The following is a 15,234-nucleotide window of genomic DNA, read 5'->3' as shown; positions in this document are numbered from 1 at the left end:
ACGTCAGCAAAAAAATCATTATGCAAGTTTAGGAGGAACAACGTGCTGGAATCCAAAGCAAGATGGCGGTTGGGCGCTGGAGACGAGGCCGTTGCCGGGCAGCTTTGCGATGCTCTCGGGATCGATCCGCTGCTTGCCAGGCTGCTTGTGCTGCGTGGAGTTAGCAGCGTTCCCGAAGCCGAACAGTTTCTCAGCGGGGGAAGCGGTCATTTTCACGATCCCTTCCTGATGGAAGGGATGGAAACGGCGGTCGGCCGGATCCGGTCCGCCCTCAACAGCGGAGAAAAAATTCGTGTCTACGGCGATTACGATGCGGACGGGGTCAGCTCGACGGCGCTTATGGCTCACCTGCTGCGCGGGCTCGGCGCCAATTTCGACACCTATATTCCGCATCGCGTCAAAGAAGGCTACGGTTTGAATAAAGGGGCCGTCGATCTCGCCAAAGAGCAGGGAGTGTCCCTCATTATTACGGTCGATACCGGCGTAAGCGCGGTAGAGGAAGTCGCTTATATTCAGGAACTCGGCATGGACGTCATCGTGACGGATCATCACGAACCGCCCGGCACGCTTCCCGAGCCGCTTGCCCTGATCAATCCCAAGAAAGAAACCTGCCCCTATCCGTTTAAGGGGCTTGCGGGTGTTGGGGTGGCTTTAAAGCTGGCCCAAGGGCTGCTGGGGCATCTCCCCGAAGAACTGCTGGAAATTGCCGCAATCGGTACGGTAGCGGATTTAATGCCGCTTCATGACGAGAACCGGCTTATCGTTAAGCTCGGATTGGAGAGAATGAGGAAGTCGGCTTATCCCGGACTGCGTGCCTTGATGGACGTCTCCGGTGTCGAGCGAGATACGGTAAATGCTACGCATATCGGATTCAGCCTCGCGCCCAGAATCAACGCCAGCGGCAGGCTGGAGCATGCCTCGACGGCACTGAAGCTTCTGGTGACGGAAGACGAAGCCGAAGCGGTATCGATCGCGGAAGAGCTTGATCTGCTGAACAAAGAAAGACAGTTCATTGTAGACGAGCTGACGGGACTTGCCAAGGCCGCCGTTCAAGAAGAACAGGACGGGGCTTTAAAGCGGGGAGAAACGCCCAAAAACTTTCTCGTCGTATCCGGCGAAAAATGGAATGTCGGCGTTGTCGGTATCGTGGCTTCGCGTCTGGTCGACACTTATTACCGTCCGACCATCGTGCTCAGCATAGATCCCGATACCGGGATGGCCAAAGGCTCCGCCAGATCCATTGCGGGTTTCGATATGTATCAGGCGCTGACGCACTGCGCCGATCTATTGGATCATTACGGCGGGCATCAGGCCGCTGCCGGCATGTCGCTTCGCAGGGAGAACATCGCCGAGTTTGAACGAAGGCTGAACGCGCTTGCCGGCGAATGGCTCAGCGCGGAAGATTTTATCCCGCTGCTTGCCGTCGATGCGGAATGCAGCCTCAGCGAGGTGCCCCTCGAATGCATCGAGGAGCTGGAGAAACTGGCTCCTTTCGGAGTAGGCAACCCGGCGCCGAAAATTTTGTTCAGCGGCCTCCGCCTCGATGAAATCAGGCTGATGGGCCGGGAGCGCCAGCATCTCAAGCTGGTTCTCACGGATGCCGCCGCCGAGATTGCGGCCGGAGTCGAGGCCGTGGGCTTCGGCAAGGGCTGGCTCGGCAGCCTGATGACGCCGCAGGCGCCCGTTGACATTGTCGGAGAACTCTCCGTCAATGAGTGGAACGGCGTGCGCAAGCCGCAGCTTATGCTGCAGGACTTGCGCATCCCCGCTCTCCAGGTCTTCGACTGGAGAGGCAAACCCGCCGCGCGCGTCGGCGAAGAGCTGGCCGCTCTTGGCGAGCGGCTCGCCGCCCTTCCGGGGCGCGGCTCCGCGCGGCCGCCGGCCCTTGTCCTCTTCGGGGAAGAGGACAGGGCCCCCGGCGCCGGCGGGCGTCCGGCAGGCCCCGTGTGGCGGTGCCTGCCGGACGGGAGCCTGGCGGCGGACAATGAAGCGGCCCGGGAACTTCAGTTCCCGGAGATGACCGACATTGTCCTCTGCACGGCTCCCCGCTCGCTCCCGCAGCTGGAGCGGGCGCTTGCGCAGGCGGACGGCTTACGCCGGTGCTATGCCGTCTTCGCCGATCCCGCGCCGCAGGACGGCGGCGCGATGCCGACGCGTGACCAGTTTAAAGCGGTCTACGCGTCGGTCAGGCAGCAGGGCATGTGGGATATGCGCAATCCCGCCCTGCTGCAATCGTTCAGCCGCCGGTCGGGCTTGTCGGCCGCGATGATCTCTTTCGTCCTCGATGTATTCGAGGAGCTTGGCTTCATCGAGAAAGCCGGAGGCGTCGTCCGGCCCGTAGCGGCTCCGTCCAAGCGAGACCTGACGACCTCAAGGAAATACCAGGAACGTCTGTCGCGCGCGGAAGTCGACCGCGTCTGCGTGTATACGTCCGCCAAAGAATTAAGCGACTGGATTGCAGGCTGCCGTTCACCGCGGCAGCTGTCATCCGCGCAACCCACATAAATGGAGGAATCCCCATGAATTTCAAAGAGTATATCCGCGTCATCGAAGATTTCCCGCAGCCGGGCATCCGTTTCAAAGACATCACGACCCTGCTGCAAAATGGGGCTGTATACAAAGAAGCGATCGACGAGATCGCCCGTTTCGTCAAAGACAAGCAAATCGATCTGATCGCCGGTCCGGAAGCACGCGGATTCGTCGTGGGTGCTCCTCTTGCCTACGCGCTCGGTGTAGGCTTCGTGCCCATCCGCAAGAGCGGCAAGCTGCCGGGCAAAACGATTGAGGCGGACTACTCCCTGGAGTACGGCAAAGACAAGCTGGCGGTTCATGACAATGCGATCAAGCCCGGCCAGCGCGTGCTGATTGCCGACGATCTGCTCGCCACGGGTGGCACTATCAAAACTTGCGTCAATCTGATTGAACAACTGGGCGGAGAAGTCGTAGGTTCGGCCTTCCTGATCGAGCTGACTTACTTGAACGGCCGCGACCAGCTGCCTGAGGGCAAAGATGTCTTCACATTGATCCAGTACTAAGCTTATGTTCCGATACAAAAAAAGCCTGCTCTCCGCAAGGAGAACAGGCTTTTTATAATGGACTGTATATCTTTGAAGCAGAGGCACGAATCTAGTCGTTTGAAAGCTTCAGCACCTCGACCAGTTTGAAGAAAAGACTGAGCACAATAGCGCAGACGGTCGCCAGAGCCATACCTTTCAGCTCAAAGGAACCGATTTTTAGCATCGCTCCGCTCAGACCGATGATCAGTACGATGGATGTCAAAATCAGATTAGTCGCCTTGGAATAATCGACTTTGCTTTCGACCAGCATGCGGATACCGGATGCGCCGATAACACCGAAGAGCAGGAGCGAGACGCCGCCCATAACCGGAGTCGGGATCGTCATGATCAGAGCGGCAAGTTTTCCGGAGAAGGAGAGCACGATGGCGAACAAGGCCGCGCCGCCGATGACCCAGGTCGAGTATACACGGGTGAGCGCCAGTACCCCGATATTTTCACCATAGGTCGTATTCGGTGTAGAACCGACGAAACCGGACAGGATAGTAGAGATCCCGTTCCCGAGCAGCGAGCGGTCAAGTCCCGGATCTTTGGACAAGTCCTTGCCGACGATATTGCCGGTTACGACGAGATGCCCGATATGCTCGGCGATCACGACAAGGGCCGCAGGCAGGATGAGCACGATGGAAGTCAGGTCGAACTGCGGGGTGTATACCTGCGGCAGAGCGAACCAGTTCGCTTCCGAAACCTTGGAGAAATCCACGATTCCTACGATGGCGGCCAGAACGTACCCGGCAATGATCGAAACGAGAATCGGAATGATTTTCATAAATCCGCGGAACAGGACGTTGCCCAGCAGAGCGATCAGCAGGGTAACGATGGAGACGAGCAGCGCTTTGCCGTCGAGGGGAGCGCCGTCCTTCGGCAGAAACCCTGCCATGCCTGCGGCGGTCGGGGCCAGTTCAAGTCCGATAACGGCGATGATGGCACCCATGGCGGCCGGAGGGAAGACGACGTCGATCCATTTCGTCCCGACCAGTCTGACCAGCAGGGCGACAAGGACGAAGACGATCCCGACGATGATGAAGCCGCCCAGCGCCGAATTGTAGCTTTTGGTGGCGAGCACGCCGAGCACCGGCGAAATAAAGGCGAAGCTGGAGCCCAGATAGGCCGGAATTTTTCCTTTACACAGAAAGATGTAGAGAAGTGTTCCGATCCCGTTCATCAGAAGTACGATGGCGGGGTTTACTTGAAACAGCGCGGGAACGAGAACAGTGGAGCCAAACATGGCGAACAAATGCTGAAGACTCAGCGGAATTGTTTTGCCCAGGGATGGCCGTTCATCAACCCCAATGGTACGGTTACTCATGTCCGAACATTTCCTCCTTTATCGCGTTTAAGCGATGATAGCTAGAGTTCCATCGACAAGTGTAGCAGATTTTCGGGATTCGTCTATAGCTTTTTTCGGACCGGAGGGAGATTTTGCGGAAAAAGGTCGCCATTTCCCGAATTTTCTTGTTTTGAGCGGGCTTGACAGTTGACGCAAGGCGCACAATTTAGGCATAATGAATAGAAATATCCATGTTTCGTAGAAAGGGTTTATTCATGGGAATAGAGCAGTTGCTGGAAAAGGCGGCACAGTATTTTAAAGAGACAGAACTCAACCGAATCAGAGAGGCGTACGAGTTCGCGGAACATGCTCATCACGGGCAGGTGCGCAAATCCGGAGAGCCTTATATTTTACATCCTCTGGCCGTTGCCGACATTCTGGTCGACATGCAGATGGACGTGACGTCCATTATTGCGGCTCTGCTTCATGATGTCGTGGAAGACACTACGGTTTCGCTCGAGGCCGTCCAAGATAAATTCGGCAGAACCTGTGCCATGCTGGTAGACGGATTGACCAAGCTGGAACGGATCAAATTTAAAACCAAAGAAGAGCAGCAGAACGAGAATTATCGCAAAATGTTCGTGGCGATGGCGCAGGATATCCGCGTCATTCTTATTAAGCTGGCCGACCGGCTGCATAATATGCGCACCCTGAAGTATCAGTCCGAAGAAAGCCAGCGCCGGATTGCCGACGAAACGCTCGAAATCTTCTGTCCGATCGCCCACCGGCTCGGTATTTCCGCCATCAAATGGGAAATGGAAGATATCGCGCTCCGTTATCTGAATCCCCAGCAGTATTACCGGATCGTCAATCTTATGCAGAAGAAGCGGACGGAGCGGGAGCAGTATATCGAGGACGTGATCCGCAATATCCAGGACAAGCTCCGCGAAATGGGCATCGAAGGCGATATTTCCGGCAGGCCCAAGCATATTTATTCGATTTACAAAAAAATGTCTTCACGCAACAAGCAGTTTAACGAGATCTACGATCTGATGGCCCTGCGCGTCATCGTGGACAACATTAAAGATTGCTACGCCGCGCTCGGAATTATCCACACGCTGTGGAAGCCGATGCCTGGGCGTTTCAAAGACTATATCGCCATGCCGAAGCCGAACATGTACCAGTCGCTTCATACGACGGTGATCGGCCCGAAGGGCGAGCCTCTCGAAGTCCAGATCCGGACCTGGGAGATGCACCAGACCGCCGAATACGGAATCGCGGCCCACTGGGCCTACAAAGAAGGCAACGGGTCCCCCGAGGGAACGTTCAGTGACAAGATGCAGTGGTTCCGTGAAATTCTCGAGCTGCAGAAAGAAACAGACAACGCGTCGGAATTTATGGAATCCATGAAGATGGATTTCTTTACCGATCTCGTTTTTGTGTTTACCCCCAAAGGGGAGGTTATCGAGCTTCCGGCGGGTGCGGTTCCGCTTGATTTTGCTTACCGCATTCATACGGAAGTCGGCAACCGCACCATCGGAGCCAAGATCAACGGCCGTATCGTGCCGCTGGACCACAAGCTCAAAACGGGCGATATCGTGGAAATCCTGACGTCCAAGCATTCCTACGGACCCAGCCAGGATTGGGTGAAAATCGCCCAGTCCTCGCACGCGCGCAGCAAAATCAAGCAGTGGTTCAAGAAAGAGAAGCGCGAGGAGAACGTGGCCAAAGGGCGCGAAGCCATCGAACGCGAGCTGAAGCGGCTGTCTTTCGACCCGCAGGCGCTTATGACGGACGAGAAGCTGCTGGAAGCGGCCAAGAAATTCGCTTTTAACGATATCGAAGATATGATGTCGGCTATCGGATTCGGCGGAATCACCGCCGCTCAGATTTGTACGAAGCTTACGGAGAAGCTCCGCAAAGAGAAGGAAGCGGAAGAAGCCCAGGCGATGGAACTGACCAACGAGGTCAAGGAAGTCAAGGCGGCTCCGCCCGAGAAGAAAAGCAGACCGGTCAGCGGCGTAAGGGTCAAAGGGGTGGACAACCTGCTGATCCGCTTCGCGAGATGCTGCAACCCGGTGCCGGGCGACGACATTATCGGCTACATCACGCGAGGCCGCGGGGTGTCGGTGCACCGGACGGACTGCACGAACATACCGGGTGAAAACACAGAGGAAGGAAACCGCGTCATCGAGGTGGAGTGGGCGGATTCCGTGGAATCGAATTTCCACGTGGAAATCGAAATCACGGGCCATGACCGCCGCGGCCTGCTGAACGAAGTGCTTCAGGTCGTTTCGGAAAGCAAAACGATGATTTCGGCGGTTTCCGGCCGTTCCGACAAGAACAAAATGGCCATGATTCACATGACCATCCTGATCCGCAACATCGAGCACCTTCATGCTGTCGTGGAGAAAATCAAGCGCGTGGAGGATGTATATTCCGTTCAGCGGATCATGCAGTAAACATACGGGCAAGGCACGTTCGGCAAGGAGAGTGGAATCATGAAAGTCGTGGTACAGCGCAGCAAGGAAGCGCAGGTTACGGTAGACGGGGAAATTGTCGGCCGCATCGACCGGGGGTTGATGCTTCTGGTGGGTGTAGGCCATGAAGATACGGAAGAGGACGCCAAATATTTGGCGGACAAGATCGCGGGCCTGCGCATTTTCGAGGATGAACAGGAGAAGATGAACTTTTCGGTGAAGGACATCGGCGGCAGCATTCTTTCCGTATCCCAGTTTACCCTGTACGGGGACTGCCGGAAGGGCAGAAGGCCGAATTTTATGGGAGCGGCCCGTCCGGAGCAGGCAGAAGCTTTGTACGATACATTCAACGATCTTCTCCGCGCTCAGGGGCTTCATGTGGAAACGGGCGCTTTCGGAAAAATGATGGACGTCGCCTTCACGAACTGGGGACCGGTTACACTTATTCTCGAAAGCAAAGCCTGATCCGGCACGGGGCCGGCATAATCCGTCAGCTCCCGGGACAGGCTAAAAGTCGAAGCCGTCGGCCGCAGGGGTGTCTTTTAGAGATAAATCTTCGCCGGCGTGCCACTAGACAGAGGAGCCTTCCTAAACCATGCGCCGATCCTTTAAAGAAAAGCAAATGACCCAGCCGGAGAGCCAGTTCGCTCATTCCGCTTATTCCGAAAGAATACGCGCCGGAGCGGAGCTGTCCGGGATGGAAGCGAGCGGGGAAATCGCCCCCGTGCAAGGAAGATTCAAACGGACGGCCAAAGTGCCGCCCCGTTAACGAGACCGGCCTCCCAGCGGAAGGCCGGTTTTCATTTTGCACGGATAAGAAGACCGCGGCGGCGCACCCGGCCATAAGCCTTTGTCCCCCTTGCAAAATATGTTACACTAGTCATGGTCATTTTTAGGAGGAAAAGAAGCTTTTTGCCGTTAAACGGAGACCGTTCGGCTTCATTCCCGTATAAGAAGAAGCGGTGCTTGAACTTTCCGCGGTTCCGGGGGGTTCAAATAAGTTCGCGGCCCTACAAAACCGATAGGTACACCAAGGCGGATAACGGGTTCAACTCCCCTACTCTCCGCTGTCCCTGGCGTAATCATATTAGTTCGGCAAAGCCGGAGAAGCTCCGGAACAAATCCATGCACAGAGGACTACATGGCCGGGACGCAAGCAGAAACGTAAGCAGTTGGAATACAATGAGGAAGGTGCCCCATGACAAAGAGTAAGAGCAATAATTCGAAGCATGCCGCATCAAAATCCTGGATCGTCTGGATGTGCCTGCTGATCGTGCTGACCGTAATCGCAGCCGCGGCCGCACTTTACTGGCAGTACCGCCATCACAACAAACCGAAGCCGATCGCTCAGCATACGCTGTCCGAAGTGAAGTCGGCGGCGAATCTGCAAAAGCAGTATGACGTGATCGTCGTCGGGACGGACCCCGAAGGCATAACGGCAGCGGTGTCCGCCGCCCGCAACGGGCAGAAGACCCTGCTGGTGGACGGGCACGACCGGGAAATTCTCGGCGGCCTGATGACGCTCGGATGGCTGAACAGCATCGACATGAACTATGTGCCGAACCCGTCCGTGCTCAATCCGCACGATGTGCTGAACAAAGGCCTTTTTTCCGAATGGTACAGTAAAATCGAAGGCGATTCCTTCAGCATTAACACGGCGGCGAACGCTTTCTACGATATGGTGCGCGGCGAGAAGAATATCGATCTGATGCTTAAACTTAAATCCATCGAGCCGCTCTTATCCAATCAGGGACAGCAAACCCGCGTAGAAGGCATCACCCTTACAAAAGAAGACGGAACGAAGCAGGAAATCCGTGCGAATGCGGTGATCGATGCGACCCAAGACGGCGATATCGCCGCTGCGGCGGGAGTACCTTTTACATACGGTCTGGAAGACCTCGGCAACAAAAACGCCAAAATGGCGGTTACGCTCGTATTCAAGCTGAAAAATGTGACCCCGGACGTCTGGTCCCAGATCAGCAAGCATTTGAAAACGGACGACGATCCGATGTCCGATGCGAACGAAGTCAGCGCATGGGGCTATAAGGAACTTTACAATTACCCGGCTCTCAACCCCGAACGCGTGAAGATGCGCGGTTTGAATATCGGCCGCCAGGACGGCGACATGGTTCTGATCAATGCGCTGCAAATTTTCAATATCGACGGTCTGGACGCGAAGTCGCGGGCCGAGGCATTTGAAATCGCGAAGAAAGAAATCCCGAACGTGGTCGCTTTCCTGAAAAAGAACTATCCCGAATTCGCGGGTGTCGAACTGGCGGGAACGGCTCCCGAGCTGTACGTGAGGGAAACGCGCCATATTCAAGGGGAGTACCGCCTGAATATTATCGACCTGCTGGAAAACCGCGACCAGTGGGACCGGATCGCTTTCGGTTCGTATCCGGTCGACATTCAGCGTCTGGCTCCGACGGACACCGGAATGGTCGTCACGCAGCCGGAGCAGTACGCGATTCCTTTCCGGAGCATCGTGCCCAAGAAGGTGGACGGGCTGCTCGTCATCGGGCGGGCCGCTTCTTACGACACGCTTCCGCACGGCAGCGCCCGTGTCATCCCGGTCGGCATGGCCGAGGGTGAAGCGGCAGGCGCCGCGGCCAAGCTCGCCAAGGATGCGGGCCTGAGCTTCCGCGAGCTCGCCGCTTCGAAGGAAAACGTGGCGAAGCTTCAGGAAATGCTGAACAAGCAGGGCATGGATCTGAAGCCGTTCAGCATGAAGCCGCAGCCTTTTATGACCCACAAGCAGTATGAAGGCCTTAAATCGGCCGTATCCATGTCCCTCGTGGGCGGCGGATATAAGAACGAGTTTGAGCTGGACAAAGTTTCAAACCCCCAGCGCATGGTGAACTACATCACCCGGATGAAGAAAATCATTCCGTCGGCTTACGGCGGCGACCCGAGCGGCTCGCTGAAAGGAATCGACGAGGAAGCGCGCAAGAAGTCCGCGCTGACGCTCGATCAGGCCGCGTATACGATGACGCAGGGACTGGGCATCGCCGTTCCGAAGGAAAGCGCCCTGGCCGAGCTTTCCAAACGAGGAATCGTGCAGGAATTGTCGCTCGCGACAATCAAGGACAAGCAGAACCTGACCAACGGCGATACCTTTATGCTGATCATGGATCTGCATAAATACGCCGAAAGCAAAGGCGCGAAACCTGCGGCGCAATAAGCGGGTCCGACATTGTAACGAAATTGTAACTTGATTTTCATCTGGGATTAATGTTCGCACCCTATACTAAATATCGACCCCCTTTACGATATAGATATCCATGGACAGTCTGCAGCTTCGTGCTGCAGGCTCTTTTCTTTTTTAGGCCGGGTTTCTCTTAAAAACGGATCGTTAATGCAGGGCGATCATCTGATAGATTTGCCGCTTGTCGCCGGGCAGGGAGGCCTGCGCCACCTTCAACTGCGAGGAGCCGTTGCCGTCGAGGAATACGCCGTCGACGAGTCCGCTTCTGCCCAGCGATCCCGCGATTGCGGCGCGGAACTGCTCGCCGGTGCACGGTGTAGGCGTTACGACGAGCCAGACGGCATTGCTCTTGTCGTACACCACGCCGGTCCGCATGCGGGCTTCGTTCAGCGCCGGCATATTCTCCTCCTTGGCGAGCTTGCGCCAATCGGCTTCGTTCTGCAGGCTCATGGAGATCCCGCCTTGGGCCCAGTAGCGGGTGCGGTCCGTCACCTGCAGCTCGGCCGCGTCGGACGCCTGCTGAACCGTAAACCGCCGGGCTGCGCCGTCCCAGACGAGGGTTCCCCGCTTATGACCGGTATTGAACCAGCCCGAGCCGTATTCGCCCTGCGCCCCCTTGACCGGGCGGTCGTTCATGACGGCGATGCTGAGCAGATTGCCCTGCCAGAAAAAGCCGCCGTTGATCCCGAACTCGGGCACCTCCATGATGTTGCCTTTCACGGCTTTAAGCGCGATCCGTTCGGGCTTCGTTTTCGCCACATGCAGCTCCACTCCGTTGGGCGCCGTTATTTGCGCATAGGCGTAAGCGGGAGGCGGAGGGCCTTGTTCTCCGGACTGATGGGCGAAGAGCAGGGTGACGGCAAAACTGGCCGCCGCGACGGCGCCGTAAATGACAAGCAGCTTGTCTAATCGGGCAAAAAAACGGGGAAGCATAGCCAACCCTCCTTCTGTTCGGCTCTACGATTCTTTTACTCTATGATCCTATTCTATGAGGGGGCCGCTAGAGTAGAACACGCATTTTTCAAATGCCTGAAAAAGGTGTAAATAAAAGACGGTCCGGCAGCGATTACACGGGTTCGGGACTGTAGGAGCCCGTCCGCGGGATATTAGCCGTATAGACTTACTTTTGACAAGTGACTATGGTAAGATGTTACTAAGGAGATGATGTCGCATGGCAGATTTTCATTTGTGTCCCAAATTCGAGAACGCGTTTGAGCTGCTTGGAAAACGTTGGACGGGATTGATCATCCGGGTCCTTTTGAGCGGTCCCAAACGTTTTAAAGATATATCCGATATGATACCGAGCATGAGCGACAGAATGCTGTCCGAGCGCTTTAAAGAGCTGGAGGCGGCGGGCATTCTGATCCGGCACGTATACCCCGAGACGCCTGTGCGGATCGAATACGAACTGACCGAGAAAGGCAAGGGCCTGGAGCCGGTCATGGACGAGCTGCAGAAATGGGCGGAAACTTGGTAAGGGAAAAGCTTGACTTTACCGGATGAGCCGATTACAATCATTTCTAACACAACCCTGAAAAACTTTGATCCGCTGAAGGGATGAAGTCGTTCGACTCCACGTACTCAGAGAGGGAAGCCCTGGCTGCAAGCTTCCTTATGATGGCCGAGCGTAAGACCTCCCGGAGGACAGTCGGTGAACAGAGGGCTGCTTGAGCTTGTTCCCTGGAACGTGCCGTGCAGACCGTTTCCCATTAGCCGATATGCGTAGACGGGCGTTAACCGTATGAAGCGAAAATCAGCCCGGCCGGACTTTCCGCGCCGCAGGCCGCCGATTTTCGGAATGTGGGTGGCACCACGGGTGATGGTTAGTTACTAACGTCTCTCGTCCCTTTGACCGTTTTGCGGTTTTAGGGATGGGGGACTTTTTTAATGGCAAAAAAAGCAGCATCGCAGACGCAGGACAATGGGGAAGTCGACAAGGAAGACAAGGAGGAAGCTCAAATGAGCATACAAAAGCCGAAGGGCACCCAGGATATTATGCCGGGTACCGTAGAAAAGTGGCAGGCGCTGGAAAGCAAAGCCCGCGACCTGTGCGGCCGGTTCCGCTACCGGGAAATCCGTACGCCGATTTTCGAACACACCGAGCTATTCTCCAGAGGTGTCGGAGAGACGACGGATATCGTAGAGAAAGAAATGTACACGTTCCAGGACAAAGGAAACCGCAGTATTTCGCTCCGTCCCGAAGGAACGGCCGGCGTCGTACGCGCGTATGTGGAAAATAAACTGTACGGGGAACCCGATATCAGCAAGCTCTTCTACATCGGTCCGATGTTCCGGTATGAACAGCCTCAGGCCGGACGCTACCGGCAGTTTCACCAGTTCGGGATCGAAGCTTTCGGCGGGGAGGATCCTTCGCTGGATGCCGAAGTCATCGCGTTCGGCTATACGTTTTACCGCGAACTGGGGATGACGGGCGTGTCCGTCGAGATTAACTCGGTCGGAACACCGGAGATCCGCGGGAATTACAAGCAAAGACTGCAGGCGTTCCTGGAGCCTCTCAAGGATAAGCTCTGCAAGGACTGCCAATCGCGGTTCGACCGCAATCCGATGCGGATTCTGGACTGTAAAGTCGATCAGAAGTATTTCGAAGGGGCGCCCGAGCTTCTGGACGATCTGGACGAAGCGTGCCGGACGCACTTCGAAGCGGTAAAACGCCATCTGACGGCGATGGAGATTCCGTTTACGATCAATCCCCGCCTCGTACGCGGGCTTGATTATTACACGCACACCGCTTTCGAATATAAAGCGGCGGGCATCGGCTCCATCGATACGATCGGCGGCGGGGGCCGCTACAACGGCCTCGTCTCCGAGATCGGCGGACAAGACCAGCCCGGCGTCGGCTTCGGCCTCGGCCTGGAGCGCGTTCTGCTCGTCCTGGAATCGCAGGGCGTGCAGCTTCCTCAGCCTCCGGGGCTGGACGTGTACCTGATCGGACTCGGTCAGGCGGCCGAAGACGAGATCGTGAAGCGGCTCTACGAGCTGCGTACGCACGGCATCCTGGCGGAGAAGGATTACCAGGGCCGTAAAATGAAAACGCAGATGAAATCGGCTGACCGCTCCGCAGCGCGTTTTGTCGCAATCCTGGGAGACGACGAGCTGGAACGCGGGGAAATAACGGTTAAAACAATGGCCACCGGCGAGCAGGAAACGATCAAGCTGGAGGAGTTTGCGGAAGTTATTTTGAAACGGACAAAGTCCGGAAACGAAAATGGAGGGGTTCAGTCATTATGATGCTCAAAACACATCATTGCGGGCAATTAACGAAAGCGAACATCGGAGAAACGGTTATTCTAAACGGTTGGGTACAGCGCCGCCGCGACCTGGGGGGCGTCTTGTTCATCGACCTGCGCGACCGCAGCGGACTCGTGCAAATCGTCTTCAATCCGGACTTCTCGGGCGAAGCGCTGGCAATCGGCGACCGCGCACGCAACGAATACGTGCTGGCGGTAAAAGGAACCGTCGTTGAACGTGACGCCGAAACGGTAAACACCAACCTGCAGACCGGCGAGATCGAAGTCCGGATCACGGAAATCGAAATTATGAACGCGGCTAAAAATCCCCCGTTTTTCATCGAAGACGGGATCGAAATCGACGAAACGCTGCGCCTGAAGCACCGCTATCTGGACCTTCGCCGTCCGGAAATGCAGCAGACACTCATGCTGCGTGCCAAAGCGGCCCGGATTTTCCGCAGCTTCCTCGACGAGAACGGCTTCCTCGATATCGAGACGCCGATCCTTACGGGCAGCACGCCGGAAGGCGCGCGCGATTACCTCGTGCCCAGCCGTGTGCATCCGGGCGAATTCTTCGCGCTGCCGCAGTCCCCGCAGCTGTACAAACAACTGCTGATGGTGAGCGGCCTGGAGCGGTATTACCAGATCGCGCGCTGTTTCCGCGACGAGGATCTTCGGGCGGACCGTCAGCCGGAGTTCACGCAGGTGGACATCGAGACGTCCTTCCTTTCCCAGGACCAGCTCCTGGACATGATGGAGCAGCTGCTCGTGCGTCTGTTCCGCGAAACGGTCGGTGCGGAAATCCAGACGCCGTTCCAGCGTCTGACGTATGCGGAAGCGATGGACAAATACGGCTCCGACAAGCCGGATCTGCGCTTCGGTCTGGAGCTGTCCACGGTGACCGATATCGTGGCGGACAGCGACGTAAAAGTGTTTAACATGGTCGCCAAAAACGGCGGCATCGTGAAGGCCTTGAACGCCAAGGGCTGCGGCGCGACGTGGAGCCGCAAAGAACTTGACGATCTCCAGCCGTTCGCATCCCGTTACGGCGGCAAGGGCTTGGCCTGGATCACCGTGAAGGAAGGCGAGTGGAAAGGGCCGATCGTCAAATTCTTCAAAGAAGAAGAGATCGCCGCTTTGACCGAGCGCCTCAACGTGGAAGAGGGCGACCTGCTCGTCTTCTCCGCCGACAAACCGAAAGTCGTGTACGACGTGCTGGGCAACCTTCGTCTGAAGGTCGGCCGCGATCTGGGTCTGATCGACGACAAAGCCTACAAATTCCTGTGGGTCGTCGATTTCCCGATGTTCGAGTATGACGAAGAAGAGAAGCGTTATGTCGCCATGCACCACCCGTTCACCCGTCCGAAGGACGAAGATCTGCACCTCTTCGAAACGGACCCGGGCCAAATGCGCGCCCAGGCTTACGATATCGTTCTCAACGGCTACGAAGTAGGCGGCGGCTCCATGCGGATTTACCAGCGCGACGTGCAGGAAAAAATGTTCGCGGCGCTCGGATTCACGCTTGAAAAAGCGAAAGAAAAATTCGGCTTCCTGCTTGAAGCGTTTGAATACGGAACGCCTCCGCACGGCGGAATGGCTTACGGCTTCGACCGTCTCGTGATGCTGCTTGCGGGACGCACGAACCTGCGTGAAACGATCGCCTTCCCGAAAACGGCGAGCGCGTCCGATCCGCTTACCGATGCGCCGAGTGCAGTCGACGAGAAGCAGCTTGAGCAGCTTTCCATCCGCATCGCGTTGAAACAACCGGCCGCCAAGGCTTAAAATTCCGGCAGCCGCGACGCTCTCCCGGCCGCGAAAAATTTTACAGGCCGCAGGGCAGTATAGAGGAAACAGGGAGGGACCTTCGGGTCCCTTTTTTCGGGCCGCACAGATAAAACCAAGCGCCCGACTTGACATTGACCATCGAATCAGGTCAAACTTAGCGTAAACCTATCAT

At 56.5% G+C, this 15,234-nt stretch carries 11 protein-coding genes; 9 read left to right on the top strand and 2 right to left on the bottom strand.

Features of this window, described 5'->3' with window-relative positions; translation table 11 throughout:
* Nucleotides 1–42: 42 nt before the first annotated feature.
* Together recJ and ABC395_RS19250 are read left to right on the top strand one after the other, a co-directional pair.
* A complete protein-coding gene (gene recJ, locus ABC395_RS19255) occupies nucleotides 43–2,505 on the top strand; it encodes a single-stranded-DNA-specific exonuclease RecJ (RefSeq protein ID WP_413005538.1) in 2,463 nt (820 codons plus the stop codon).
* A 14-nt stretch (nucleotides 2,506–2,519) separates the two neighbouring features.
* A complete protein-coding gene (locus tag ABC395_RS19250) occupies nucleotides 2,520–3,035 on the top strand; it encodes an adenine phosphoribosyltransferase (RefSeq protein WP_413005537.1) in 516 nt (171 codons plus the stop codon).
* 91 nt (nucleotides 3,036–3,126) lie between these two features.
* Here the strand turns inward: ABC395_RS19250 and uraA are convergent, their stop codons facing one another.
* A complete protein-coding gene (gene uraA / locus ABC395_RS19245; RefSeq protein ID WP_413005536.1) occupies nucleotides 3,127–4,383 on the bottom strand; it encodes a uracil permease in 1,257 nt (418 codons plus the stop codon).
* Between the two features lie 236 nt (nucleotides 4,384–4,619).
* Here uraA and ABC395_RS19240 point away from each other — a divergent pair, with 236 nt between their 5' ends.
* From ABC395_RS19240 to ABC395_RS19225, 4 genes are all read left to right on the top strand, one after another.
* The gene (locus tag ABC395_RS19240) at nucleotides 4,620–6,806 is read left to right on the top strand and encodes a RelA/SpoT family protein (RefSeq protein WP_103993357.1); all 2,187 of its coding nucleotides are present in this window, start codon (nucleotides 4,620–4,622) and stop codon (nucleotides 6,804–6,806) included.
* A 39-nt stretch (nucleotides 6,807–6,845) separates the two neighbouring features.
* A complete protein-coding gene (dtd, locus tag ABC395_RS19235; RefSeq protein WP_413005535.1) occupies nucleotides 6,846–7,289 on the top strand; it encodes a D-aminoacyl-tRNA deacylase in 444 nt (147 codons plus the stop codon).
* 130 nt (nucleotides 7,290–7,419) lie between these two features.
* A complete protein-coding gene (locus ABC395_RS19230; RefSeq protein ID WP_413005534.1) occupies nucleotides 7,420–7,593 on the top strand; it encodes a hypothetical protein in 174 nt (57 codons plus the stop codon).
* Between the two features lie 429 nt (nucleotides 7,594–8,022).
* Entirely contained in the window at nucleotides 8,023–10,005 is a 1,983-nt protein-coding gene (locus tag ABC395_RS19225; RefSeq protein ID WP_413005533.1) for an FAD-dependent oxidoreductase, read from the top strand.
* A 171-nt stretch (nucleotides 10,006–10,176) separates the two neighbouring features.
* Here ABC395_RS19225 and ABC395_RS19220 read toward each other — a convergent pair whose 3' ends face one another.
* Nucleotides 10,177–10,962 (bottom strand): phosphodiester glycosidase family protein, encoded by a 786-nt coding sequence (locus tag ABC395_RS19220; protein WP_413005532.1) that lies wholly within the window; start codon nucleotides 10,960–10,962, stop codon nucleotides 10,177–10,179.
* Between the two features lie 238 nt (nucleotides 10,963–11,200).
* Between ABC395_RS19220 and ABC395_RS19215 the strand changes: the two genes are divergently transcribed.
* The 3 genes from ABC395_RS19215 to aspS all read left to right on the top strand — a co-directional run bounded on the left by ABC395_RS19215 (nucleotide 11,201) and on the right by aspS (nucleotide 15,059).
* Nucleotides 11,201–11,506: a winged helix-turn-helix transcriptional regulator gene (locus ABC395_RS19215; protein WP_009674280.1), complete on the top strand. Its 306-nt coding sequence runs from the start codon at nucleotides 11,201–11,203 to the stop codon at nucleotides 11,504–11,506.
* Between the two features lie 482 nt (nucleotides 11,507–11,988).
* Nucleotides 11,989–13,278, top strand: a complete 1,290-nt coding sequence (gene hisS / locus ABC395_RS19210; RefSeq protein ID WP_413006771.1) for a histidine--tRNA ligase — start codon at nucleotides 11,989–11,991, stop codon at nucleotides 13,276–13,278.
* Nucleotides 13,275–15,059, top strand: coding sequence for an aspartate--tRNA ligase (gene aspS / locus ABC395_RS19205; protein ID WP_413005531.1), 1,785 nt, complete (start codon nucleotides 13,275–13,277; stop codon nucleotides 15,057–15,059). Before hisS ends, aspS begins: the two co-directional genes overlap by 4 nt.
* Nucleotides 15,060–15,234 lie beyond the last annotated feature (175 nt).

Origin of the sequence: Paenibacillus canaveralius (assembly GCF_047238265.1) — a bacterium.
In the GTDB taxonomy this organism is placed as follows: Bacteria; Bacillota; Bacilli; order Paenibacillales; family NBRC-103111; genus Paenibacillus_F.
The sequence above is the reverse complement of the archived record's forward strand: the minus strand, read 5'-3'. Positions and strand labels throughout refer to the sequence as shown.